26 protein-coding genes and 1 tRNA gene are annotated in these 23,106 nt (G+C 68.6%); 7 read left to right on the forward strand and 20 right to left on the reverse strand.

The window, feature by feature from the left end:
- Positions 1-71: 71 nt before the first annotated feature.
- Together ACYVKA_RS01250 and ACYVKA_RS01255 are read right to left on the reverse strand one after the other, a co-directional pair.
- Positions 72-470 (reverse strand): hypothetical protein, encoded by a 399-nt coding sequence (locus ACYVKA_RS01250; RefSeq protein WP_460702349.1) that lies wholly within the window; start codon positions 468-470, stop codon positions 72-74.
- Between the two features lie 215 nt (positions 471-685).
- Positions 686-1,000, reverse strand: a complete 315-nt coding sequence (locus ACYVKA_RS01255) for a DUF3618 domain-containing protein (RefSeq protein ID WP_394275432.1) — start codon at positions 998-1,000, stop codon at positions 686-688.
- A 139-nt stretch (positions 1,001-1,139) separates the two neighbouring features.
- Here ACYVKA_RS01255 and bcp point away from each other — a divergent pair, with 139 nt between their 5' ends.
- A complete protein-coding gene (gene bcp / locus ACYVKA_RS01260) occupies positions 1,140-1,619 on the forward strand; it encodes a thioredoxin-dependent thiol peroxidase (RefSeq protein WP_460702351.1) in 480 nt (159 codons plus the stop codon).
- A gap of 81 nt (positions 1,620-1,700) precedes the next feature.
- On the opposite strand, the gene ACYVKA_RS01265 is transcribed toward bcp, so the two are convergent.
- The 6 genes from ACYVKA_RS01265 to rph all read right to left on the reverse strand — a co-directional run bounded on the left by ACYVKA_RS01265 (position 1,701) and on the right by rph (position 6,480).
- A tRNA-Leu gene (locus ACYVKA_RS01265) sits at positions 1,701-1,785 on the reverse strand.
- Between the two features lie 13 nt (positions 1,786-1,798).
- Positions 1,799-3,154 carry a DNA polymerase IV gene (locus ACYVKA_RS01270; RefSeq protein ID WP_460702353.1) on the reverse strand — a complete coding sequence of 452 codons (1,356 nt, stop codon included), beginning with the start codon at positions 3,152-3,154 and terminating at the stop codon, positions 1,799-1,801.
- On the reverse strand, positions 3,151-4,122 hold the full coding sequence (locus tag ACYVKA_RS01275) for a dihydrofolate reductase (RefSeq protein ID WP_394275429.1): 972 nt from the start codon (positions 4,120-4,122) through the stop codon (positions 3,151-3,153). The genes ACYVKA_RS01270 and ACYVKA_RS01275 overlap by 4 nt, the downstream gene beginning before the upstream one ends.
- Before the next feature lie 44 nt (positions 4,123-4,166).
- Positions 4,167-4,979 carry a thymidylate synthase gene (locus ACYVKA_RS01280; protein WP_460702355.1) on the reverse strand — a complete coding sequence of 271 codons (813 nt, stop codon included), beginning with the start codon at positions 4,977-4,979 and terminating at the stop codon, positions 4,167-4,169.
- Positions 4,979-5,677: a non-canonical purine NTP pyrophosphatase gene (locus tag ACYVKA_RS01285; RefSeq protein WP_460702710.1), complete on the reverse strand. Its 699-nt coding sequence runs from the start codon at positions 5,675-5,677 to the stop codon at positions 4,979-4,981. The genes ACYVKA_RS01280 and ACYVKA_RS01285 overlap by 1 nt, the downstream gene beginning before the upstream one ends.
- A 65-nt stretch (positions 5,678-5,742) precedes the next feature.
- Positions 5,743-6,480, reverse strand: coding sequence for a ribonuclease PH (rph, locus tag ACYVKA_RS01290; protein ID WP_460702357.1), 738 nt, complete (start codon positions 6,478-6,480; stop codon positions 5,743-5,745).
- Positions 6,481-7,001: 521 nt separating this feature from the next.
- On the opposite strand from rph, the gene ACYVKA_RS01295 reads away from it, so the two are divergent.
- Together ACYVKA_RS01295 and ACYVKA_RS01300 are read left to right on the forward strand one after the other, a co-directional pair.
- On the forward strand, positions 7,002-7,850 hold the full coding sequence (locus ACYVKA_RS01295) for a class I SAM-dependent methyltransferase (RefSeq protein WP_460702359.1): 849 nt from the start codon (positions 7,002-7,004) through the stop codon (positions 7,848-7,850).
- 39 nt (positions 7,851-7,889) lie between these two features.
- Positions 7,890-8,636, forward strand: a complete 747-nt coding sequence (locus ACYVKA_RS01300; protein WP_460702361.1) for a hypothetical protein — start codon at positions 7,890-7,892, stop codon at positions 8,634-8,636.
- Here ACYVKA_RS01300 and ACYVKA_RS01305 read toward each other — a convergent pair.
- The 8 genes from ACYVKA_RS01305 to clpS form a co-directional block, all read right to left on the reverse strand.
- The gene (locus ACYVKA_RS01305) at positions 8,633-9,244 is read right to left on the reverse strand and encodes an MBL fold metallo-hydrolase (RefSeq protein WP_460702363.1); all 612 of its coding nucleotides are present in this window, start codon (positions 9,242-9,244) and stop codon (positions 8,633-8,635) included. The two genes, ACYVKA_RS01300 and ACYVKA_RS01305, sit on opposite strands and share 4 nt — an antisense overlap.
- A gap of 25 nt (positions 9,245-9,269) precedes the next feature.
- The gene (locus ACYVKA_RS01310) at positions 9,270-10,358 is read right to left on the reverse strand and encodes an S-(hydroxymethyl)mycothiol dehydrogenase (protein ID WP_460702365.1); all 1,089 of its coding nucleotides are present in this window, start codon (positions 10,356-10,358) and stop codon (positions 9,270-9,272) included.
- 204 nt (positions 10,359-10,562) lie between these two features.
- Positions 10,563-11,387, reverse strand: coding sequence for a glutamate racemase (gene murI / locus ACYVKA_RS01315; RefSeq protein WP_460702712.1), 825 nt, complete (start codon positions 11,385-11,387; stop codon positions 10,563-10,565).
- Positions 11,388-11,464: 77 nt separating this feature from the next.
- A complete protein-coding gene (locus ACYVKA_RS01320) occupies positions 11,465-11,752 on the reverse strand; it encodes a hypothetical protein (protein WP_460702367.1) in 288 nt (95 codons plus the stop codon).
- Positions 11,749-13,839: a ferrous iron transport protein B gene (gene feoB / locus ACYVKA_RS01325; protein ID WP_460702369.1), complete on the reverse strand. Its 2,091-nt coding sequence runs from the start codon at positions 13,837-13,839 to the stop codon at positions 11,749-11,751. Before feoB ends, ACYVKA_RS01320 begins: the two co-directional genes overlap by 4 nt.
- Complete coding sequence (locus tag ACYVKA_RS01330) at positions 13,836-14,093, reverse strand: FeoA family protein (protein ID WP_394274951.1); 258 nt, start codon at positions 14,091-14,093, stop codon at positions 13,836-13,838. The genes feoB and ACYVKA_RS01330 overlap by 4 nt, the downstream gene beginning before the upstream one ends.
- A gap of 80 nt (positions 14,094-14,173) precedes the next feature.
- Positions 14,174-14,800 (reverse strand): DUF2017 domain-containing protein, encoded by a 627-nt coding sequence (locus ACYVKA_RS01335; protein ID WP_460702371.1) that lies wholly within the window; start codon positions 14,798-14,800, stop codon positions 14,174-14,176.
- 1 nt (position 14,801) lies between these two features.
- Positions 14,802-15,110 (reverse strand): ATP-dependent Clp protease adapter ClpS, encoded by a 309-nt coding sequence (gene clpS, locus ACYVKA_RS01340; RefSeq protein ID WP_460702373.1) that lies wholly within the window; start codon positions 15,108-15,110, stop codon positions 14,802-14,804.
- A 164-nt stretch (positions 15,111-15,274) separates the two neighbouring features.
- Here clpS and ACYVKA_RS01345 point away from each other — a divergent pair, with 164 nt between their 5' ends.
- The 4 genes from ACYVKA_RS01345 (at position 15,275) to ACYVKA_RS01360 (ending at position 18,458) form a co-directional block, all read left to right on the forward strand.
- The gene (locus ACYVKA_RS01345) at positions 15,275-15,631 is read left to right on the forward strand and encodes a PadR family transcriptional regulator (RefSeq protein WP_460702375.1); all 357 of its coding nucleotides are present in this window, start codon (positions 15,275-15,277) and stop codon (positions 15,629-15,631) included.
- Position 15,632: 1 nt separating this feature from the next.
- Positions 15,633-16,352: a hypothetical protein gene (locus ACYVKA_RS01350; RefSeq protein ID WP_460702377.1), complete on the forward strand. Its 720-nt coding sequence runs from the start codon at positions 15,633-15,635 to the stop codon at positions 16,350-16,352.
- Positions 16,353-16,520: 168 nt separating this feature from the next.
- A complete protein-coding gene (locus tag ACYVKA_RS01355; RefSeq protein ID WP_460702379.1) occupies positions 16,521-17,882 on the forward strand; it encodes a nicotinate phosphoribosyltransferase in 1,362 nt (453 codons plus the stop codon).
- A gap of 9 nt (positions 17,883-17,891) precedes the next feature.
- A complete protein-coding gene (locus tag ACYVKA_RS01360; protein WP_460702381.1) occupies positions 17,892-18,458 on the forward strand; it encodes an isochorismatase family protein in 567 nt (188 codons plus the stop codon).
- Between the two features lie 80 nt (positions 18,459-18,538).
- On the opposite strand, the gene ACYVKA_RS01365 is transcribed toward ACYVKA_RS01360, so the two are convergent.
- The 4 genes from ACYVKA_RS01365 to ACYVKA_RS01380 are packed head-to-tail and all read right to left on the reverse strand — an operon-like array spanning position 18,539 to position 22,944.
- Positions 18,539-19,789: an ABC transporter ATP-binding protein gene (locus ACYVKA_RS01365; protein WP_394274958.1), complete on the reverse strand. Its 1,251-nt coding sequence runs from the start codon at positions 19,787-19,789 to the stop codon at positions 18,539-18,541.
- Between the two features lie 29 nt (positions 19,790-19,818).
- Complete coding sequence (locus ACYVKA_RS01370; RefSeq protein ID WP_394274959.1) at positions 19,819-20,679, reverse strand: carbohydrate ABC transporter permease; 861 nt, start codon at positions 20,677-20,679, stop codon at positions 19,819-19,821.
- A 1-nt stretch (position 20,680) separates the two neighbouring features.
- Complete coding sequence (locus tag ACYVKA_RS01375) at positions 20,681-21,625, reverse strand: carbohydrate ABC transporter permease (protein ID WP_460702383.1); 945 nt, start codon at positions 21,623-21,625, stop codon at positions 20,681-20,683.
- Positions 21,622-22,944, reverse strand: coding sequence for an extracellular solute-binding protein (locus ACYVKA_RS01380; RefSeq protein WP_460702385.1), 1,323 nt, complete (start codon positions 22,942-22,944; stop codon positions 21,622-21,624). The genes ACYVKA_RS01375 and ACYVKA_RS01380 overlap by 4 nt, the downstream gene beginning before the upstream one ends.
- Between the last annotated feature and the right edge of the window lie 162 nt (positions 22,945-23,106).

Here is a 23,106-nt window from a genome sequence, read left to right on the forward strand (position 1 = left end):
GAACCAAGCTCAACAAGCGGGCATCTTGAGGTGAGTCAACGACCCGACCCACGCGGGCATCTTGACATGAGTCAACAGGATCGTCGGGCGCGGGGCCCGCTGGCCAGCGCCAACAGCACTCCTCCACCCCCCAGCGCAAGGGCCATGACGAGCCAGCCCCATGGCGCCTGCGGTGCGCCGGAGATCCCGTAGGCGTCGGCCAGTGCGATCCCGGGCGCGAAGGAGGAGAACCAGTGCAAGGGCACGACTCCGGCCAGCAGGACCGCTGAAAGGACGGTCGAGCGGGTCCTCACCAGCAGCGCCGTGGCCAACCCGGAGTAGGCGACCGCGATGGCGATGACAAGGCCGACGTCCAGGGACTGGCCGGCTCCCGCCACCTCGGCCTGGATCTGGCCCAACGAATGCCCCGGCACCGTGGCCAGAGGATTGAGCACCAAGTTCTGCATCAGCGAGAGCGCAAGCGTCAGCACGACGAGAGCATGACCGAGAACGCAGAGTCGCTGGTTGGTGAGGAGGGGCATGTGGCCACCCTAGGCACCCAGACCGGGCATTCCATCCGACCACAGGCCCTTGCCTGCCGCACCTCGGGCCAGGATCTTCTCGCGCACGGGACCAGATGCATGAGCGCCAAAGCAGACGAGGGGCACCCACCAGTGGTGGACGCCCCTCGGCTGGGTGTTCTTCGTCAGCGCTTGCTGACCTTGCGCGCGATGGCGCGCAAGGTCAGGACCGCGACCAGCGCGGCACCGGCCACGGCACCGGCCAGCGTCAGGCGATCGGTGCGCCAGCCGTCCTCATCCTTGATCTGGCTCTTGGCGTGCTCCGCCTCGGCCATGGCGAAGGCCTTGACATCGTCGACGGTGCGCTGCTTGACGGCCTTGGGGTGCACCTCGGTGACCAGCCCCTCGACATTGGCCGACATCCGAGCACGTGCCGCGGCGATGTCGGCGCGGATCTGCTGGGCCGAGCGGTTGTCCTTCTGCTTCTTCTTGTCAGCCATCGTCTCTCCTCCTGGCGTGGGCGGCGGCAGGCCTCCCGGCCCGACGTACCTGACCAGCCTATGCCCACCAGCAGCGTCGCGGCCACGTGAGGTGGACGACGGATGTGCGCTGAACGCGAACCCGGCTAGCATCATGGTCATGTCAGAGCGCCTCCAGGCGGGCTCTCCCGCCCCCGAATTCAGCCTCCCCGATGCCGACGAGAAGGTCATCAGCCTCTCCGACTTCGGCGGTCGCAAGGTGATCGTCTACTTCTACCCCGCGGCGATGACGCCCGGGTGCACCGTGCAGGCCGTCGACTTCACGGCCTCGCTCGACGAGATCGCCGCCGCCGGCTACACCGTCATCGGCATCAGCCCCGACACCCCCGCCAAGCTGGCCAGGTTCCGCGAGAAGGAGCAGCTCTCAGTGACCCTGCTGGCCGACCCGGAGCGCACCGCGCTGAACGCCTATGCCGCCTTTGGCACCAAGAAGCTCTACGGCAAGGAGATCGAGGGCGTCATCCGCTCCACCTTCGTCGTCGACGTCGACGCGGACGGACACGGCACCATCGAGGTGGCCCAGTACAACGTCAAGGCCACCGGCCACGTCGCCAGGCTGCGCCGGGAGCTGGGCATCTGAGCACCATTCACGACACAGTGAGGGCCTTTTGATCCGATGACGGATCAAAAGGCCCTCACTTCGTGTCTGGGGTGTCGTGTCTGGTGCCGAAGAAGGGACTTGAACCCTCACGCCCGAAGGCACAGGAACCTAAATCCTGCGTGTCTGCCAATTCCACCACTTCGGCCAGGGCTGCAAGTCTAGGGCACGGTCCCGGGCTGCTCCCACCGCATCGGCAGGGGCCCGTCGGGGCGGGTGAGCTGCTCGTCGTCGGCCCGGAAGGTGCGGACCGGCCCGACTCCGGTGTGGCGGGTCTCGAAGCGCACGGTCACCCGCCCAAGGCCCGACCCCCAGACCCAGCCACGCCCCATCTCGGGGTGCAGCACCTCGCTTCCGGGGCTCCACTCGCCACCCCTTCTGCGGCGCTCCGGGGGCGCGTCGTAGCTGGTGCTGGTCTGGTCGACCAGCCTGACCTGCTCGCCGTCGATGGAGAACAGCTCCTCCTGGGCCGCCTGGGTGAAGTTGCCCACGCCGATGCCCAGCAGCCGGATCCCCTCCCGCACGTCCAGCGCGGCCAGCAGCTCCCGGGCCACCTGGGCGATCCGCTCGGTGTTGTCGGTGGCGCCCTCCAGCGTGCGTGAGCGCGTCCACGTGGTGAAGTCGGCCAGCCGCAGCTTGAGCGTGATGGTGCGAGCGAACTGGCCCGAGCGACGCAGCCGGTCCGCGACGATCGCCGCATCCCTGGTGGCGATGGCCTCCAGCTCGGCACGGTCGGTCAGGTCGCGTTCGAAGGTGTCCTCCACCGAGATCGACTTGGCCTCCCGATGGGCGCTGACGGCACGGTCGTCGCGGGCAAAGGCCAGCTCGTGCAGCGAGGTCCCCCAGCTGCGCCCCACCTCACGCACCAGTTCGGTGAGCTCCGCCTTCTGCAGGTCGGCCACCGTCCGGATTCCCAGACGCTCCAGCTTCTCCATGGTCGCGGGCCCCACCCCCGGCACGGCACGAGCCGGCAGCGGACGGATCGTGGCCACCTCCGTACCGGGCTCCACCACGACCAGACCATTGGGCTTGGCCATCTCACTGCCCACCTTGGCGATGAACTTGCTCGACCCGATCCCGACGCTGGCGGTCAACCCCTCGGTGCGCTCGTACAGGTCAGCACGCAGACGCTCCCCCAGCGCCCGCAGACTCTCGGTGCTGGTGCAGTCATGCCCGCCCGCCTCCAGGTCCACGAAGGCCTCATCGATGCTCAGCGGCTCCACCAACGGCGAGAGCTCGTGCAGCAGCTGCATGACGATCCGGCTCGACTGGCGGTAGGCGTCGAAACGGCCCCCGAGCACCGCGGCATGGGGTGCCCGGCGTCGTGCCTCGTGCATGGGCATGGCCGACCGGGCCCCGAAGACTCGGGCCTCGTAGCTGGCCGTCGAGACCACGCCCCGCCCCCCGGTGCCGCCGACGATCACGGCCTTGCCCCGCAGGGAGGGCTTGTCCCGCTGCTCGACCGCCGCGAAGAAGGCGTCGAGGTCGAGGTGCAGGATCGAGGCGATGGGTTTCACGCGAGGTCGGCGACCTTCGCCGACCACACCTGAAGCGGACCGCGCTCGTCGTCGGACTCGGCGGTCAGGACGAGCCCCAGCTTCTCGGCGACCGCGATCGCCGCCGCATTGCCTGGACGCAAGGCAGCACGCAGTTCGGCGTCGGGATCGACCACCTTCAGCGAGCGCACCGCGGCCTGGGCCAACTCCAAGGCATAGCCCTGGCTGCGCGAGGCCTCCTCGAAGCGGTAGTAGAGGCCCCAGACCCCCTCGGGCAGTTCCTTGTTACGACGCACCCCGCCCACACCGATCGGACGGTCATGCAGGCTGTCCTTGACCAGCCAGTAGCCCAGTCCGTCATTGAGCCAGTGCTGCACATTGGCCTCGATGCCCACCCGGTGGCGCTCGATCGGCACCTCGGGCAGGTCGGGGGCGGTGTAGAGCCGCACCCAGTCGTCGAGGTCCTCGGGACCGACCGGAACCAGGGTGAGCCGCTCGGTGGTGCTGATCGGGAAGAGTCGGGTGAAGTCGAACCCGCCGCGTGGTTCGCGCATCAGCAGCTGCCACTCGTCGGGGTCCACCTCGGGGAAGAGGACCGATCCCGGCGCCTCGTCGTGGACCTGGGTGATGTCGAGCTCGGTCAGGAACTCCCAGGTGTTCTCGTATACCTGGCCGCCGCCGCAGACGAAGCACACGTCGTCCAGCGACTCGGCCAGCTCCAGGGCCAGCTCCACCGATCCGACGGCGAAGCTCGGGGCGTCCTCACGGTCGCTGAGCTCCACCTGCTCCGGGTCACGGCTCACCACGATCGTGGTGCGACCCGGCAGGTAGCGCCCGATCGCCTCATGGGTGTGGCGGCCCATGATGATCGGGTGGCCCAGGGTGGTGGCCTTGAACCTCTCCCAGTCCTCCCGGAACTTGAAGGGCTGGTCGTGACCGTCCCCGATCACGCCGTTGCGCCCGACGACGGCGATGGCGATGACGCGCATAGTGCTCTCCTCCCAGTGGTCCCATCGTCCCACGACGTGCGTGTTCAGACGGCGATTGGTGCCTTGATGCCCGGGTGCGGGTCGTAGCCGGTGATCTCGATGTCCGAGAGCTCGAAGCGGTCGATCTCGGTCACCTCCGGGTTCAGGCGCAGCCTCGGCAGCGGGCGCGGCTCTCGGGTGAGCTGCAGCCGGGCCTGCTCCCTGTGGTTCGAGTACAGGTGTGCGTCGCCGAAGGTGTGCACGAAGTCCCCCACGTCGAGCTCGCAGACCTGCGCCACCAGGTGGGTGAGCAGCGCATAGCTGGCAATGTTGAAGGGCACCCCCAAGAAGAGGTCGGCACTGCGCTGGTAGAGCTGGCAGGAGAGCGTGCCCCGCCCACTGTCAACCCCGGGGGCGACGTAGAACTGGAACATCGTGTGGCACGGGGGCAGGGCCATCGAGTCCACGTCGGCCACATTCCAGGCGCTCACGATGTGACGGCGGGAGTCGGGGTTGCGCTTGAGCGAGTCGATGACCTTGGCGATCTGGTCGACGTGCTCCCCCGAGGGCGTGGGCCAGCTGCGCCACTGGTAGCCGTAGACCGGGCCCAGGTCGCCGTTCTCGTCGGCCCACTCGTCCCAGATGGAGATCTTGTTCTCGTGCAGCCAACCGATGTTGGTGTCGCCGCGCAGGAACCACAGCAGCTCCCCGAAGATGCTGCGCGTGTGCAGCTTCTTGGTGGTCAGCAGCGGGAAGCCGTCGGCCAGGTCGAAGCGCATCTGGTGCCCGAAGACACTGCGCGTCCCGGTGCCGGTGCGGTCGGACTTGTCGACGCCCTCGTCCAGGACGCGGGTGAGCAGGTCGAGGTACTGCTGCATCAGTCCTCCTGGCCCCCGTCGGGCGCGTCCTGCCCGTTCGACTCGGGCCGTCCCACACCCTCCTCGGGCATCTTGAGCCCGAGCAGGCCTGCGACCATCGGGGTGATCGCCTCGATGGCCTGGCCCCGGTGCGAGATCCGGTTCTTGTGCTCCGGCTCGAGTTCGGCGCTGGACAGGCGACGCCCGTCCACCTCGGGGGCGTCGTCGGGGATGAACAGCGGATCGTAGCCGAATCCAAAGCTGCCGTGGCGCTCGGTGTCCAGCATGCCCGGCCATTCGCGACGCACGGTCTCGGCGCGGCTCATGCCGCCCTTCCCGTCGGGGACCACGATGGCGATGGCGCAGACGAAGCGGGCCTGGCGCTGGTCCGCGGGGACGTCGTCCACCTGGGCCAGCAGCAGGTCGTTGTTGGCCTCGTCGTCGCAGGCCGGCCCGGCCCAGCGGGCCGAGCGCACGCCGGGGCAGCCGTTGAGGACGTCGACCTCGATTCCCGAGTCGTCGGCCAGGGCCGGCAGCCCGGTGCGCAGGGCACACTCGCGGGCCTTGACCAGGGCATTGCCCTCGAAGCTCTGCTCGGTCTCGGCGGGGGCCTCGTAGGGCTCCACGTCGGAGAGCCCCAGCACGTCGACGGGCAGGTCGGCGGCCTCCAGGGCAGCCCGGAGTTCGACGAGCTTCTTGGCATTGTTGGTGGCCAGCACCACTTTCTGGCGCTCGGCTTCCTGGCACCCGCTCTCCTGCGGCTGGTTCGCCGCGTCGTGCTCGCTCACTGGGCCAGCGCCTCTTCCTGGAGTGCCTTGAGCTCGTTGCAGCCCTTGAGACCCAGGTCGAGCAGGGCATCGAGGGTGGCGCGGTCGAAGGGGACACCCTCGGCGGTGCCCTGCACCTCAATGAAGTCGCCGTTGCCGGCCACGACGATGTTCATGTCGGTGTCGGCGGTGGAGTCCTCGGTGTAGGCCAGGTCGAGCATCGGGATACCGCCGACGACGCCCACGCTGATCGCGGCGACGGAGTCCTTGAGCGGCTCGCCCTTGAGGGCGCCGCGCCCACGCAGGTACTCCACCGCGTCGGACAGCGCCACATAGGCGCCGGTGATCGAGGCGGTGCGGGTGCCACCGTCGGCCTGCAGGACGTCGCAGTCGATGACGATCGTGTTCTCACCCAGTGCCTCGTAGTCGATGACCGCGCGCAGGGCGCGCCCGATCAGGCGGCTGATCTCGTGGGTGCGGCCTCCGACCTTGCCCTTGCGGGACTCGCGGGAGTTGCGGGTGTTGGTGGAGCGGGGAAGCATCTCGTACTCGCTGGTGACCCAGCCCAAGCCCCGTCCCTTCATCCAGCGCGGCACGCCCTCCTCGACGCTCGCGGCGACCAGGACGCGAGTCTTGCCGAACTCGATGAGGCAGGATCCCTCGGCGTGGTCGAGCCAGTTGCGGGTGATCTTGACCTGGCGGAGCTCGTCGGCGGCGCGGCCGTCGACGCGGGTGGCGGGAGTGGTCTGTGTCATGGCCCCAAACCTACCGCCCGCTCCCGACAATTCTGTTCCACCGCTACCAGCCCCAACGGGACCAGCCCACAACACAACCGGGCCCGGACCGTGACTGTCCGGGCCTGTGGTCCTTGCAGGTCTGGGATCCCCCGATCCCTGCCTGCTGCCGCCACCCCCGAAGCCCCAGCACTGGTGCTCGTCTCCCCCGAGACCCGCACCTGGTCCTGCTGTCCAGTTCCCCCGAACTGGTCGCCGGCTCCGATCCCCCGATCAGCGCCGTGCGATGTCCCTACTCTCTCCCCGTCGCCCCAGCAGCACAAGCCGGCCGACCTCGGTCGGGAAGGCGCTGGACAGCCCCTGGTTCAGCCGGCCAACAGGCTCGCCGACGCCCTTGTCACGCAGTGCCGTGACAAAAGCCCCAGAATCGACCGAAATGTCACGCTGGGCGTGTCACCCGTTCAGGGGACAGCCCCATTCGGCACCGCTTCAGCCCGGCCACAACTTCCAGTCACGATCCCTCCGCTGGCTAGGATCGCGCCATGGACAATGACATCGACGTCGCCTGGGAGGACGCGCGCGAGGCGAACCGCCTCAACTGGGACGACCGCGCACACCTGCACGAGCAGTCCTATGGCATCGAGGCCTACATCTCGGACCCCACGCACGTCTCCGGGCAGGTGCGGGCCGACGCCGCCGAGCTCGCGCCCTTCCTGCCACGACGCTGCGTCGAGGGCCTGCGGCTGGCCCATCTGCAGTGTCACATCGGCACCGACACGATCTCCTGGGCCCGGCTCGGAGCGCAGGTGACCGGCCTCGACTTCTCCGAGGCCTCCCTCGGGGTGGCCCGACGGCTGGCCGCCCACCACGACGAGGTCGACTTCGTGCAGTCCGACGTGCTCGCCGCCCGGGAGGCACTCACCGGCAGCTTCCACGTCGTGTACACCAGCATCGGGGCCATCTGCTGGATCGACGACCTCGGCCGCTGGGCCGAACAGATCGCCGCCCTGCTGCGCCCCGGTGGCCTCTTCCACATCCAGGACGGCCATCCCATGCTCTATGCCCTCGGTGAAGACGACGGCCCGGACCCGCGGGTGCGCTACCGCTACTTCCCCACCGGCCGGGCCCAGACCTGGGACGACCCGGGCACCTATCTGGGCGACGGGACCGTGCAGCACAGCCGCACCTACGAGTGGCCGCACTCCCTGGCCGAGATCATGCAGTCCCTGCTGGCCGCCGGCCTGGTGGTCGAGCACTTCGACGAGGGCCAGACCCTCCCTTGGCGCTTCTCCCCCGCCATGGTCGAGACCGGCCAGGGCTGGGCGTGGCCGACACCGGACCGCATCCCGTGCACCTTCACGATCATCGCCCGGCGGCCGAAGCAATCCTGACGGAATCCACGCGATCCCTGCCAGGGCTAGGATCCCGTCATGACGGCCCCCGCTGAGACGTCCGCTCGCACTGCGTCCACCCCGACGGCAGCTCCGCGCACCCTGCGACGGCTGGTGCTCGGGGTGCAGGTCCTCCTCCTGGTGATGATGGGACTGGCGATCTGCGTCGGCAGCCACGAGACGAGCCCCCAGCGCCTCACCGACGACCTCGCCTCCGGCACGGTCGACACCGTCGAGGTGGCCACCCGCCTGTGGCCCGACACGTCCACGATGGAGAAGGCCTCGGGATGCGCCCCGGCCGAAGTGACCTGGCGCAGGTGGGGGCTGAAGCACTCCACCACCATCAACCAGCCGCTGGGTTCCACGCCGCCCTCCGAGTGCACGCAGGCCGGTTCGTCGTCGGCGGTGGCGAGCACCAACATCACGGAGTACCTGCGCGGCGTCGACCCCGACGTGCGGGTGGTGCGCACCGAGCCGTCGTCCGGCACCTTCAGCTACGTCGGCTGGACGATCCCGGCCGAAACGGTCCCGCCCCCGCTGGGCGTCGTGGCCGTCGCCGTTGCCCTGCTGGCCATGCTCGCCCCGCTGACGCTGGCCCTGGCCGGCCCCGAGCCCCGTCACGCAACCCGCTGGGCCTGGTTCTGGCTGATGTGCTCACCGTGGGCCCCGTGGACCACCATGGCCTATCTCTTCATCGGCACCAGAGGGGCCCAGCCGGGCCGTCGACGGATGACGGGCGGCTGGGCCTTGCTGCTGGCAATGCTGCTGAATGCCGTGGGCAACTAGCGACCGAGCACCTCGGTCTCGGCGCCGATGGTGGTCGACTCCCCGTGACCGGTGTGCACGACGGTCTGCTCAGGCAGCTCGAACAGCCGCGCCCGAATGCTCTGCTCCAGCAGCTCACGGCTCGAGAAGGAACGCCCCGTCGCGCCTGGCCCGCCCTGGAAGAGGGTGTCGCCACTGAACAGCACCCCCAGCGAGGGAACATGCAGGCAGACCCCGCCCGGCGCGTGGCCGGGCGTGTGGATCACCTCGACCGCAGTGCCTGCCACCGTCAGCACCTGGCCGTCGGCCAGTTCGCCGTCGGGGCGGCGATCGGGATGGGTCAGCGCCCACAGCTCCAGGTCGGCCGGGTGCAGCAGGATCGGTGCCCCGGTGCGCTCGGCCAGCTCCGGGGCAACCCGGACGTGGTCGTCGTGGGCGTGGGTGCACACGATTGCGGTCACCCGGCGATCACCCACCACGTCGAGGATGGCCTCGGCATCGTGCGGGGCGTCGATGACGATGCACTCGCTGTCATCGCCCAGCACCCAGATGTTGTTGTCGACGTCGAAGGTCTCGCCGTCGAGGGTGAAGGTGCCGCTCACCACGGCATGGTCGATGCGTACGCTCATGTCTTCTCCCGTCGTGCCGGTGGTGTCAGTCGATGACGACGACGCTGCGCAGGACGTCGCCCTTGGCCATCCTGTCGAAGGCGGCCTCGACGTCGCCCAGGCCCACCTTCTCGGTGACGAAGGCGTCCAGCGGCAGACGGCCCTGCAGGTAGAGGTCCACCAGCATCGGGAAGTCGCGGCTGGGCAGGCAGTCGCCGTACCAGGAGGACTTGATCGCGCCACCGCGGCTGAAGATGTCGATCAGCTTGGTGGACCACTCCATGTCGGGAGTGGGCACGCCCACGAGCACGACGCGGCCGGCCAGGTCTCGGGCCTCGAAGGCCTGCTGGAAGGTCTCGGGGCGGCCCACCGCGTCCACCACGACATCGGCGCCGTGGCCGTCGCAGATCTCCTGGACCTGCTTGACCACGCTGTCGTCGGTGGAGTGCACGGTGTGCGTGGCACCCAGCTCCACCGCCTTGGCCAGCTTGCGCTCATCGGTGTCGATGGCGATCACCTTCGTGGCACCGGCAAGCACCGCGCCGGCGACGGCGGCCATGCCCACGCCGCCCAGACCGATGACGGCCACGGACTCGCCACGCTTGACCTCGCCGGTGTTCATCGCGGCGCCGATGCCAGCCATCACACCACAACCCAGCAGGCCCGCGACGGCGGGCTCGGCCTTCTCGTCGACGATGGTGCACTGACCGGCGGCCACCAGGGTCTTCTCGGCGAAGGCGCCGATGCCCAGCGCGGGGGTCAGTTCGGTGCCGTCGGTGAGCGTCATCTTCTGCGTCGCATTGGCGGTGTCGAAGCAGTACCACGGCTCGCCCTTGAGGCAGGCCCGGCACTGGCCACACACGGCGCGCCAGTTGAGGACGACGTAGTCACCGGGCTTCACATTGGTGACGCCCTCCCCCACGGTCTCCACGACGCCGGCTGCCTCATGGCCCAGCAGGAAGGGGAAGTCGTCGTTGATGCCGCCCTGCTTGTAGTGCAGGTCCGTGTGGCAGACGCCGCAGGCCTGCACCTTCACCACGGCCTCACCGGGCCCGGGATCGGGGACGACGATGTCGACGAGCTCGACATCGGCACCCTTGCTGCGGGAAATGATGGCCTTGACGGTCTGCGACATGGGTGACGGTTCCTCTCGACGGGTTCAGCGGGTCAGCGGGGGCAGGTGCAGCGATCCGCGGGCTTGACGTCCTTCAGGGCGTCCTCGATGTGCTCCCCGCAACCAGCCCAGGTCGGCTTGCCGCAGTTGTCACAGGTGACCTTCTTGCACATGGCTTCTCCTCACGTCAGGTGTGTGGCTCCATCGTGCCATGTTCCGGCAAGCTCAGCGACGGCCCAGGACCACGTGCTGCACGTCGTCCACGAAGCCGCCCATCAGGCGGCTGCCGATGCCCTCGAAGTCGTCGTCCCGGCCGGTGGTGAGGAACATCCGCTGCGCCTCGCGCGGCTCGTGGTGCAGCAGCTCGCGGCGCTGCAGCACCTGGTAGGTGGCCTTGGCGCACTCCTCGGAGGAGCTGACCAGCGTCACCTGGTCACCCAGCACGTAGCTGATCACGCCCTGCAGCAGTGGGTAGTGGGTGCAGCCCAGGATCAGGGTGTCGCAGCCGGCGCGCTGGATCGGCTCCAGGTACTCGCGCGCCAGGCCCAGCAGCTCGTCGCCACCGGTGATGCCGGCCTCGACGAACTCGACGAGGCGGGGGCAGGGCTGGGTGGTCAGGCGCACCTGGGGAGCGACGGCCACGGCGTCGTTGTAGGAGCGCGAAGTGGCCGTCGCCTCGGTGCAGATGACGCCAATGGAATGGTTGCGGCTCGCGGCCACGGCCCGGCGTGCGGCCGGCAGGACGACCTCGGTGACGGGCACGTCATAGAGCTCGCGGGCATCGCGCAGGGCTGCGGAGGAAGCGGAATTGCAGGCGATCACCAAGGCCTTCACACCGTGGGTGACCAGGCGGTCCATGCACTCGATGGCATAACTGCGCACCTCGGCGATGGGGCGGGGGCCGTAGGGGGCACGGGCCGTGTCGCCCAGGTAGATGACATCCTCATTGGGCATCTGGTCGACGATGGCACGCGCCACCGTCAGGCCACCGAAACCGGAGTCGAAGATGCCGATCGGGGCATCGCTGCCGATCTCTGACTCGAAGGGGATCACTCGCACGTCCTTTCAACCCGAGCCATGATAGGCGTCCGCCCGAGCAGCCCGGCGCACGCCCCGCCCGGCGCGGGTCAGCGACGCAGGCTCAACTGCACCAACACCGGGCCGGTGCGGGACTGCGACGGACCGTGCGAGCCACAGCCTGCCGTCCCGTCGACCGTCCCACTGGCACAGGAGCCACAGCCACCGCCGGGGCATCCCATCGCCAGCTCCTTGGCGTCGATGCGCCCCATCCGGCGCAGGTGGTCGACGGCGGTCGAGACCACCCCGCGGTCCAGGCCGGTGATGACGGCAACCTCGTCGAGGCTGGTGGCTCCGTCGACGAAGGCTGCGAGCACCTGGCTCAGGGGTCCGCTCACCACAGCAGCCTTCCCACCTGGAAGACCGCGACGGCGCTCACCCACGCGACCGCCAGCTGCATCACCACACCGAAGATGGTCCAGCGCAGCCCGATCTCGCGCTTCTGCGCCGCCAGGGTGGCCACGCACGGCGTGTAGGCCAGCAGGAAGACCAGGAAGGCGATCACCGCGGGCAGGGGGTGCCCGCCCGAGGACTTCTCGAAGTCAGCGGTGATCCGGTCGCCCAGAGTGCCGGGGTCGCCGCCCTCCTCGGGCTCGTCGACGGCATAGGTCTGCGCCCACGAGCTGATCACTGCCTCCTTGGCGACGAAGCCCACCACCAGCGCGGAGGTGGTCTGCCACTGGGCGAAGCCGGCGGGCTGGAAGACGGGGGTGACGGCCTGGGCGGCCACGCCATAGGCCGACTGCTCGACCGGCACCTCCCCGAAGGCGTGCTGCTGGTTCACCGGGGTGGACTGCAACAGCCAGACCAGGCAGACCGTCGCGACGATGATGCCCGAGGCAGTGCGCAGGAAGCCCTTGAGCCGCACCCAGGCCACCGAGGCGGTCAGCCGCGCGGTGGGCAGCTGGTAGGGCGGCAGGTCGAGCACCAGCGGCTCGGCCCCCATGGTGCGCCACAGCGTCTTGCGCAGCAGCATCCCGACACCCACCACCATCAGGATGCTGGTCAGGTACATCGCGAAGACCACGGTGCCGGCCCAGCGTCCGAAGAAGGTGGTGGCCACCAGCACGTAGACGGTCAGGCGGGCGGTGCAGCTGGTGAACGGCACCAGCAGCGAGACCAGGATGCGTTGGCGCACCTGCGGCAGGATGCGGGTGGCGCTGATCGCCGGCACATTGCAGCCAAATCCCACCACCAGTGGCAGGAAGGCGCGTCCGGGCAGGCCCAGCGCGCGCATCATGCGGTCGGTGACCACGGCGGCGCGGGCCATGTAACCGGAGTCCTCCAGCAGTGCCAGCAGCACGAACATCAGCGCCATCAGTGGTGCGAAGGTCAGCAGCATGCCGACGCCGGCGACCAGCCCGTCGACCAGCAGGCCGTCGACCCAGCTACCACCCAGGCCCACGAGCTCCATCACCCGATGGGCGCCGTCGCTGAGCGGGCCGGCGAAGAACTGGTCAAGCGCGTCCTGCAGCGGGGCGGCGACCGTGGTGGTGGTCTGGAAGACCACCCACATGACGGCCATGAAGATCAGCGGCCCGATGACCGGGGCGGTGACCCAACGGTCCACCCGGTCGCTCCACGAGGCGCGGGCCTCACCACTGTCGAGGGTGCCCGCGCTGACGGCCTGCTCGATGAAGGCGAAACGCTCGTCCTCGCGCACCAGGTCGGCATCCAGCGGGTCGAGCCCGGCATCAGGAACGGTGCCCAGCGTCCGGGCTTCCGCGGCGGGCGCCTCGAGCTGTTCGTGGACGACCCGTGCCAGGGTCTCGATCCCGTCGCGACGGCGCGGGTCGAGTGCCACCACGGGGCAGCCCAGCTGGGTGGACAGGGCAAAAGTGTCCACCCCGATGCCCCGGTGGCGGGCGACGTCGAGCATGGTGAGGGCCACCACGACCTTCATGTCGCGCTCGCGCAGCTGGGCGACGATGTAGAGGCTGCGCGCCAGGTGGGCGGCATCAGCCACGACCACGCTGACATCGGGGCGCTCGTCGGCGGGCCCGGTGACCAGCAGCTCGCGGGTCAGCGCCTCGTCGGGGCTGACCGGGTCGAGCGAGTAGGCGCCGGGCAGGTCGATCAGGGTCATGTCGAGTGGACGGGTTCCGCCGTGCTCCCCGCAGGAGCAGCCGGTGCAGGTGCAGGGACTCTGCCCGCAGCCGCACGGGCCGGCGGGGGCGGTGCTGTGCCACACGCCACGCGAGACGCTCACCGTGGTGCCGGGCCAGTTGCCCATGGTGACCTTGGCGCCGGTGAGCGCATTGAACAGTGTGGACTTGCCGACGTTCGGGGCTCCGACGAGTGCGATCACGGGAGCGCCCACGCCGGCACCGGCACCATTGCTCTCGTCGCAGCAGGCCTTGGCGGTGAGAATGCTGGGGCGGTCCTTGATCTGGAGCAGAACCGGCGCGTCCTGGTCGATGCTCATCGCCGCCCCGCCACGGCCAGGTCCTGGTGCTCGACGTAGAGGCGCTGCAGCATGGAGCGGTCGAGCGCGATCCGCGAGCCGGCGACGCTGAGCACGCGGCCGCCACCGCTGGTGGCGTGCACCAGGTTCACCTGCGCTCCGCGACGGATTCCGAGTGCGGCCAGTCGGCGACACAGCTCCGGGCTGCCCTCGGTCCGCACGAGTGTCAGGGGACTGCCCAGGGGGGCCGCATCAAGACTCATCGGTGGCGTCATGCCAGGCACTCTACGCCCTACTTAGGCAAGCCTAAGCAAAGGGGGCCACCAACAAGCAACACTCCTCGCAAATCACCTTGTCAGAGAGTCCCGAGCAGGCATTCCTGGACCCACGCCGTCCACTGGTAGAGCTCGTACACCCACGACCGAGGGTCATCCTCGGGCAACTCGGCCACTTCGGAGGCGCTGGTCTCGTCGACGATCCCGAGCCTCGCCGCCAGGGCCAGGCGGACCGCGGTCAGCGTCTTCAGCCAGGCCGCCACCGACTCGGCCTCGACATGGCACACACCCTTGCGGCCGGTGACGGCAAGGTCGGCCAGCACCACCTGGGCATCGGTCACCTTCTGATCGCGCTGCTGGGTCTGGGTGAAGCGACGGAAGTCATGCGAGGCAGCCGGGTCGTCGGGATAGGCATCGGGAAAGATGCGCCGCACCACTGGGTCGTCGAGGTCGAGCCCCGCATTCGGGTCGTCGACCGAGCCGCCGACCTCGGCACTGAAGTCCGCCTCCCACCGTGCGAATGGGTCCTGGGGGAAGGGGTCTTCCCCGGAGTCCTTGGCGGCCGAGCGCGCCGCGTGCTGGCGTCGTGCCAGGTCGTCCGGGTCCAGCAGCTCGACAACCTGCTCCACCAGGCTTGCCAACAGGCCCGGCTCCCCCTTGTCGAAGTGGATGCTCAGCCCGTACTCCTCGGGTTCAATTCCGCGCATCTCACTCCCCCTGCTGCATCGTGGCCCACAGGCCATAGCCGTGCATGGCGTTGACGTCGCGCTCCACCTGCTCCCGGCCCCCGCTGGAGACGGCGCACTTGCCCTCGTTGTGCACCTGCAGCATCAGCCGCTCGGCCTTCTCGCGGGTGAAGCCGAAGTAGGTGGTGAAGACGTGGGTGACATAGCTCATCAGGTTCACCGGGTCGTCCCAGACCAGGCAGACCCACGGCTCCTGGGTCTGCTCCTGCTCGTCCGCACGCTCGACGACGGCGGTGCCACCCGACGGCGTGGTGGTCGGCTCGCTGCTCATGCCCTCCATTGTGACGCACCTGACCGACAACCTCACCCAGCCGTCCCGGTCAGGGTTCTGTCGCAGCGGTGCGACACAACCCTGACCAAGGTCCACTGGCAGCGATGAGCCCACACTAGCCAGACAGACTAGACAGCCCCACTAAGTAGTAACACTATTGAGCTATGGCAACCCAACCCTGGCCCAGCGAGTGGCTGCGCGGAACCCTCACCCTCGCGGTGCTGCGCGTGCTCTCCGACGGGCCCACCTATGGCTACGCGATCGCCAACGCGCTGGCCGACGCAGGCTTCGGCGACATCAAGGGCGGCACCCTCTACCCACTGCTCAGCCGGCTGGAGACCCAGGGCCTCGTCGAGACCGAGTGGCGCGAGGGAGACGGCGGCCCCGGCCGCAAGTACTTCCAGCTCACCGAACTGGGGCTGCGCCGCTACCACCAGCAGGCACCCCTGTGGCGGGCCTTCTGCGAACACACCAGCAACTTCATCAACCCCGATCAGCCCCACCAGAACCCGGAGGCATGACATGAACGCCAAGCAGCTCACCGACAAGCAGTGGCTCGACGAGATGATCATCGAACTTCGCCTGCGCAATGTCCGGGGCCCCGCCATCGGCGACGCGGTTGCCGCCGTGGAGACGCACTGCGCCGAATCCGGCGAGAGCGCCACCGGGGCCTTCGGCCACCCGCGCGAGTACGCCCGTGCCCTTGAATTCCCCGCCGACCAGGTCAGCAAGACCGCGCCCGGCCAGTGGGTACGCCTGATGTCCCCGATCGCCATTGGCCTCGTTGGGCTGTACCTGGTGCCGGGCATCGTGCTGGCCCTGTTCACCCACGAGCCCGTCGCGGTGCGGTGGGGCGACATCGCCACGCTGGCGCTGATGGCCGCTGTCGTGGTGCTGCTGGCTCGGGTCCACGGCGTGCTGCAGGCCATCCTGCAGCGGTGGATCAACGCTGCCCTGATCCTCGGCGGCGGCATCACGCTGCTGACCATGACCCAGGTGCTGCTCGACGTCACCGCCTTCCACGTGCCGCTCTGGCTCGCAGCCGTGGTCTGCCTGGCTGCCCTGGCCTACTCGGTGATCGGCATGCGTCAAGTGATCGAGACCGAGCAGGACTTGATCATTGACCCCCGCACTCGCCGTCCGAAGAACCCCGCCATCGCGGCGGCGGCCAGTTGGATCTTCGTGATCAGCGCCGTCGGGCTGGGCCTGATCAGCGCGATCCCGCTCTGGATGGCCAGCTGACCAGAAGCAATGGGCGGTCGCTCCGACGTGCGCAGTCATCTGCGCACGTCGGGCCGTCACAGGCAGGCGCTGCAGCGCGTGCCCCGGTAGCCACCACGTGGGGGGTCCAATCCGTACGTCGAGGCGCCCAGTGAAAGCCCCTGTCGCCAGGGCGGATCGTCCAATAGTGTGCAATCCATGACCACCGCACTGCTCACCGACCACTACGAGCTCACCATGGTCCGCGCGGCCCTGGGGTCGGGCACGGCCTTTCGCCGTAGCGTCTTCGAGCTCTTCCCCCGCCGCCTGCCGGAGGGGCGACGCTACGGCGTGGTGGCCGGCGTCGGCCGGATGCTCGACGCGCTGGAGGAGTTCACCTTCGACGACCAGACCGTCGACTGGCTGCTAGACAAGGACGTGGTCAATGCCGAGTGCGCCGACTGGCTGCGTGACTACCGCTTCACCGGCACCATGTGGGGCTATCCCGAAGGTGAGGTCTACTTCCCCGGCTCTCCCCTGCTGCGAGTCGAGGGCAGCTTCGCCGAGGCCTGCGTGCTGGAGACCCTGCTGCTGAGCATCTACAACCACGACTCCGCGATGGCCTCGGCCGCCAGCCGGATGACGGCGATGGCCGAGGGGCGCCCCTGCATCGAGATGGGCTCCCGACGCGCCCACGAGCAGGCCGCCGTCGCCGCCGCCCGCGCCGCCTACATCGCCGGCTTCGCCTCCAGCTCCAATCTGGAGGCCGGCCGGCGCTACGGCGTGCCCACCGGTGGCACCGCCGCCCACTCCTTCACCCTGCTGCACGACTCCGAGCGCGAGGCCTTCCAGGCCCAGCTCGACGCCCTCGGCGAGGACACCACCCTGCTGGTGGACACCTATGACATCGAGGCGGCCGTGCGCACCGGCGTCGAACTGACCAAGGGCCGCCTCGGCGCGATCCGCCTCGACTCCGGCGACCACGCCATGGTCGCCCGGGAGGTCCGTGACCTGCTCGACGACCTGGGCGCCGAGGAGACCCGCATCATCGTCACCAGCGACCTCGACGAGTGGCAGATCGCCGCGCTGCGCGGTGCGCCGGTCGACGGCTACGGGGTGGGCACCTCGGTGGTCACCGGCTCCGGCCATCCGACCTGTGGCTTCGTCTACAAGCTGGTGGCCCGCGCCAGCTCCGACGAGCCGGATACCGAGCTGCTTCCCGTGGCCAAGAAGTCGATGAACAAGAACACCGTCGGCGGCCGCAAGTTCGCCATGCGCCGCCTGGACGCCAAGGGCCGCGCCCAGGCCGAGATCGTCGGCATCGGCAACCCGCCGTCCAGCGACGGCGACGACCGGCAGCTGATGGTCGAGCTGGTCCGCGATGGCGTCGTGGTCGGCCGCGAGCCGATCGAGGCCGCCCGGGAGCGCCACGAGCGCTCCCGCGCCGAGCTGCCCAAGGCGGCGCTGCGGGTCAGCAAGGGAGAGCCGGCGATCGCGACCATCATCCTGGACCCCGAGGGCGACGAGGCCTACAACCCCTACCTTCACTCGGCCGTGCCGACCAACATCTGAGGAGGACCCATGAGCAACGCACTGGTGGTCGTCGACGTCCAGCTGGACTTCTGCGAAGGCGGATCGCTGGGTGTCGACGGAGGCAACCTGGTGGCCTCCAAGATCGCCTCCCAGCTGACCGACCGGCGGGGCGGCTATGACCACGTGGTGGCCACCCGCGACCACCACATCGACCCGGGCAGCCACTTCAGCGACGAGCCCGACTTCGTCGACTCCTGGCCGCCGCACTGCGTGGTGGGCACTCCCGGCCAGCAATTGCACCCCGACCTGACCGGCATCGACTTCGACGCCATCTTCGACAAGGGCTCCTACGAGGCGGCCTATTCGGGCTTCGAGGGCTCGATCGGGGGCGACGAGGACGGCGAGCGGCTGGCCGACTGGCTACGCTCGCGCCGCGTCACCCGCGTCGACGTGGTCGGCATCGCCACCGACTTCTGCGTGCGCGCCACCGCCCTGGACTCGGCGCGGGAGGGATTCACGACGGGCGTCTTCGCGCAGCTCACCGCGGCGGTCTCGCCCGACCGGGTCCCCGAGGTCTTCGACGAGCTGCGGGCGGCGGGGGTCTCCATCCACTGAGCCAGGCCCTGGCCCACCCCGAACACGACAATGCCCCGGCACCAACAGGTCCCGGGGCAGTGTCGTGTCGTGTCGGCCGCTCAGATGCGGCCGGCCTCCTTGGCGCGGAAGCGTGCCAGGGCGGCCTTGCGTGCCGCCTCGGACTCGCGCGCGATGCCGGCGGCAGCCTCGTCGTCGCGGGTCAGGTTCTCGCCGGTCTCCGGGTCGAAGACGTGCATCTGCGACGGGTCGAAGCAGAACTCGGCCTGGTCACCCTCGCGCAGGAAGGAGCGTGAGTCGAGGTTGACGATCATCTGGTTCCGCATGCCCTCGCCGTCCAGCTCGCGGTCGAGCTCGTTCAGCTTGTCCTTGGCGCGCTCGTCCACCTCCATGGGCAGGTAGGCGTACTGCTCATTGCCCAGCCACTCGGTCTGGTCGGCATCGGCGGTGAAGTGCACCAGGTTGCTGCCCGAGTTCTGCACCGTGGCGTCCTTGATGTGTTCGGGACGCAGGCCACAGATCACGATCTCGCGCCCCTGCAGCTTGGCAGCCAGCTCGGGCGTCGGGGTGACGTCCATGTAGGGCAGGCGCAGCACGCCGTTCTGCACGCGGGCGGGCAGGAAGTTCATCGGCGGGGAGCCAATGAAGCCGGCGACGAACAGGTTGAGCGGCTGCTCGTAGAGCTCGCGCGGCGAGGCACACTGCTGGATGACGCCCTTCTTCAGCACGGTGACACGGTCACCCAGGGTCATGGCCTCGGTCTGGTCGTGGGTGACGTAGATCGTGGTCATGCCCATCCGGCGCTGCAGGCGGGCGATCTCGGTGCGCATCTGGCCGCGCAGCTTGGCGTCCAGGTTGCTCAAGGGCTCGTCGAAGAGGAAGGCCTCGGCCTCGCGCACGATGGCGCGGCCCATGGCCACGCGCTGGCGCTGGCCGCCCGACAGGTTGCCGGGCTTGCGCTGTAGGTGGTCGGTCAGGTCCAGCATCGCCGCGGCATTGTTGACCTTCTCGGTGATCTCGGCCTCGGACAACTTGCCCTTGCCCAGTCGCAGCGGGAAGGCGATGTTCTCGAAGACCGTCAGGTGCGGGTAGAGCGCGTAGTTCTGGAAGACCATCGCCAGGTTGCGGTCGCGCGGGGCCAGCTCGTTGACGCGCTTGCCGTCGATGAGCATGTCGCCGGAGGTGATGTCCTCCAGGCCGACGACCATGCGCAGCAGGGTCGACTTGCCACAGCCGGAGGGCCCGACGAGGATCATGAACTCGCCGTCGGCGATGTCGATGCTGACGTCGTTGACGGCCGGGAAGCCGTCGCCGTACTTCTTGACGATGTTGTTGAGTGTGATGCTTGCCATTTCTAGCTCCTGTTGTGTCGCGGAGGGCCTCAGCCCTTGACCGCGCCCGAGGTGAGGCCCGAGACGATCTGGCGCTGGAAGACGAGCACCAGGATCACGACGGGGATGGTGACGACGACGGCGGCGGCGCTGATGGCACCGGTGGGCTGGACGAACTGGCTGGCGCCGGTGAAGAAGGCCAGCGCGGCGGGCACGGTGCGGGCGTGCTCACTGGTCAGGTTCGAGGCGAAGACGAAGTCGTTCCAGGCGGTGAAGAAGACGATGATCGCGGTGGTGAAGACACCGGGGGCCGCCAGCGGGGCGATGACCTTGCGGAAGGCCTCCCAGTTGGTGGCGCCGTCCACCTGGGCGGCCTGTTCCATCTCCCACGGGATCTGCTGGAAGAAGGCCGACAGGGTCCAGATGCTCAGCGGCAGCGTCAGGGCCAGGTAGGGCAGGACCAGGCCGGGGATGGTGTCGAACAGGCCGACCTGGCGCCACAGGTTGAACAGCGGCGTCACCATGGCGATCACCGGGAAGAAGCTCACCGCCAGGGCGGTGGTCAGGATCATCTTCTTGCCGGGGAAGTCCAACCGGGCGATGGCGTAGGCGCAGAAGGTGGCCAGCACCACCGAGATCAGGGTCGCGGTGAGGCAGACGATGACCGAGTTCCACAGCGCCGGCATGAACAGGTCCTTGGCGCCGCCGGTGAAGATCAGCCGGTAGTTGTCGAGGGTCGGCTCCTTGGGCCAGAAGTTGCCGAACATGTTCTTGCTGGAGTCGGCCAGTGCCGCGTCGCTCTTGAGCGAGGTGGCCAGGATCCACACCAGCGGGATGAGGGTCCACAGCATGATGGGGATCGAGCCGATGCCCATCCACAGCTTGGCCTTGGGCGAGATGTTGGTTTCCATGTCAGTTCCTTCCCCCGGCCAGGTCGACATTGAAGCCCTTCACGAAGAGGGCTGCGATACCGAGCACGCACAGGAAGAGGATCACGGCCAGGCAGGAGCCCATGCCGATCTCCACGCGGCTGATCGTCTCGTTGGCCACCAGCATCGACAGGGTCATCGTGTCGTTGGCGCCACCGGTCATGACGTAGGGGTTGTCGTAGATGCGGAAGGCATCGAGGGTGCGGAAGAGGGTCGCGACCATGATCGAGGCCTTCATGTTGGGCAGCACGACGCGGCGCATCTTCTGCCACCAGGTGGCGCCGTCGACGACGGCAGCCTCCTCCATGGCTCCGTCGATCTGCGCCAGGCCCGCCAGCAGCAGCAGCGACATGAAGGGCGTGGTCTTCCAGATCTCGGACAGGCAGATGATCGCCAGCGAGCTCCAGGTGCCGCCGAACCAGTTGTAGTCCAGGTCGAAGGCGCCGAAGCTCAGCGTGTGCAGCCAGTGGTTGACGAAGCCGGTGTCGAACTGGGCGGCGTACTTCCAGCTGAAGGCCGAGACCACCGTGATGATGGCATAGGGGATCAGCACGACGGTGCGCAGCGTGCGACGCGGGATGACGATCTTGTTCATCACCAGGGCGATGATGAAGCCGAGCACCAGCTCGAAGACCAGGGTGATGACGGTGATCGCCACCGTGATGCCCATGGCCTTCCAGAACAGGTTGTCGGTCAGGGCCGTCACGTAGTTGTTGAGCCCGACGAACTTGCGTCCGTCGGGGTCGGTGAGCCGGTACTGGAAGAGGGAGAGCCAGATGGCGTTGAGGATGGGCCACATGGTCACCAGGACCATGACGACGAAGGCGGGTCCGGCCAGCATCCAGCCGAGCTTGCGCTCCTCCTTGGCACGGTCGGACAGGACAGGCTTGCGCGCCTTGCCGGCGGCATTGGGTGCGATGGTGCTCACAGCAGCGCATCTCCCTTCAGGACGTCCATGATGAACTGCTGGGCCTCGGCGGGCGTCTGTTCATCCACCTGGTCTGGCGGGCTGAAGCGCTGCTGCACGCCGGTGGAGATGTCGCCGTAGTACTGCGACCGCGGACGGGGCGCGGCCACGTCGAGCGAGTCACGGATCTGGGCGGCGATCCCGTTCGGGAAGGCCTTCTTCACGCCGGCGTCATCGAAGGCGGCCTTCGACGATGCAGGGTTGCCGGTGCCGACCATGTAGTCGATCTGGTGTTCCACCGAGGTGATGCACTGGGCGGCCTGGTAGGCCAGCTCGGGGTGCGCGGACTTGGCGCCGACACCGATGTCGATGCCGCCGAAGGGCGGCGCCGACTCCTTGCCAGCGACGGTCTGCGGATACTGCACCGCGGCCACGTCGTCGACCCACGGCACCTTGGCGGCGCCGAGGGCGGCGTAGACATAGGGCCAGTTGAGCATGAAGCCCGAGCTGGCATTGCTCTGGAAGAGGTTGAGTGCCTCGGTCTCCGACGAGGAGCCGACGGCCGGGCCTCCGACGCCGGTGTCGACGACCTTCTTGATCACCTTGGCGGCCTCACGGCCGGCCTCGGAGTCCAGGCCCATCTTCATGTCCTCGTAGGTGGCACCGGGGGTCTCGACGATGTGACCGCCAGCTCCCTCGACCAGGGCGTTGACCCACACGGTGTAGCCCTCGTAGAGCTTGCCCTGCACGCCGACGGTGGTGTCAGTCTTCTGCGCCGCCTCGATCACCTGGTCCCAGGTGACGGGCTTGGACATGTCCAGCCCGGCCTTCTCGGCGACCGACTTGCGGTACCACAGCAGCTGGGTGTTGGCCCAGAAGGGGACGGCGACGAGCTCGTCCTTCCAATGCGCGGCGTCGATGGCCGACTGCACGCGGTCCTTGGTGAACTCGGCCTTCATCTGCTCCGGCACCGGGGCCAGGTAGCCGGCCTCGGCGAACTCGGGCACGAAGACCGGGTCGAGGCTCATCAGGTCCATGCCCGTGTCACCGGCAGCCAGGCGGCGCAGCAGCTGCGTGCGCTGGTCGGAGGCGCTGTTGGGCAGCTGCTGGACGTTGATCCTGTACTTGCCACCGGAGGCATCACTGCACTCCTTGGCCAGCTGGGCCTGGCCACCGCCGGCGGGATTTGCGCCGCCGCCGTCGGGGTTGATGAACCAGGTCAGTTCGGGGGTGCCGGAGCTCTGCTCCTGAGAGCTGCATCCGGCCAGTGCTCCCGTCGCACACATCGTCAGGGCCAGTGTCAGTGCCGCCCTGCGGTACCGCTTCCTCGCGATTCCCATGAATACCTTCCCTGCACCGTCGTGGTGGACAGTGCCCCCAGCGACGGTGCTGTACGTGATGTCGGGATCCTCTCCCAACATCCGCAGTATGTCATTTGAACGCGCCAACAACTAGTGGCAACCGCAACGTGAACGGCCAGATCTGCCCTATAAGGGGCGGCT

Source organism: Luteococcus sediminum, assembly GCF_054783495.1.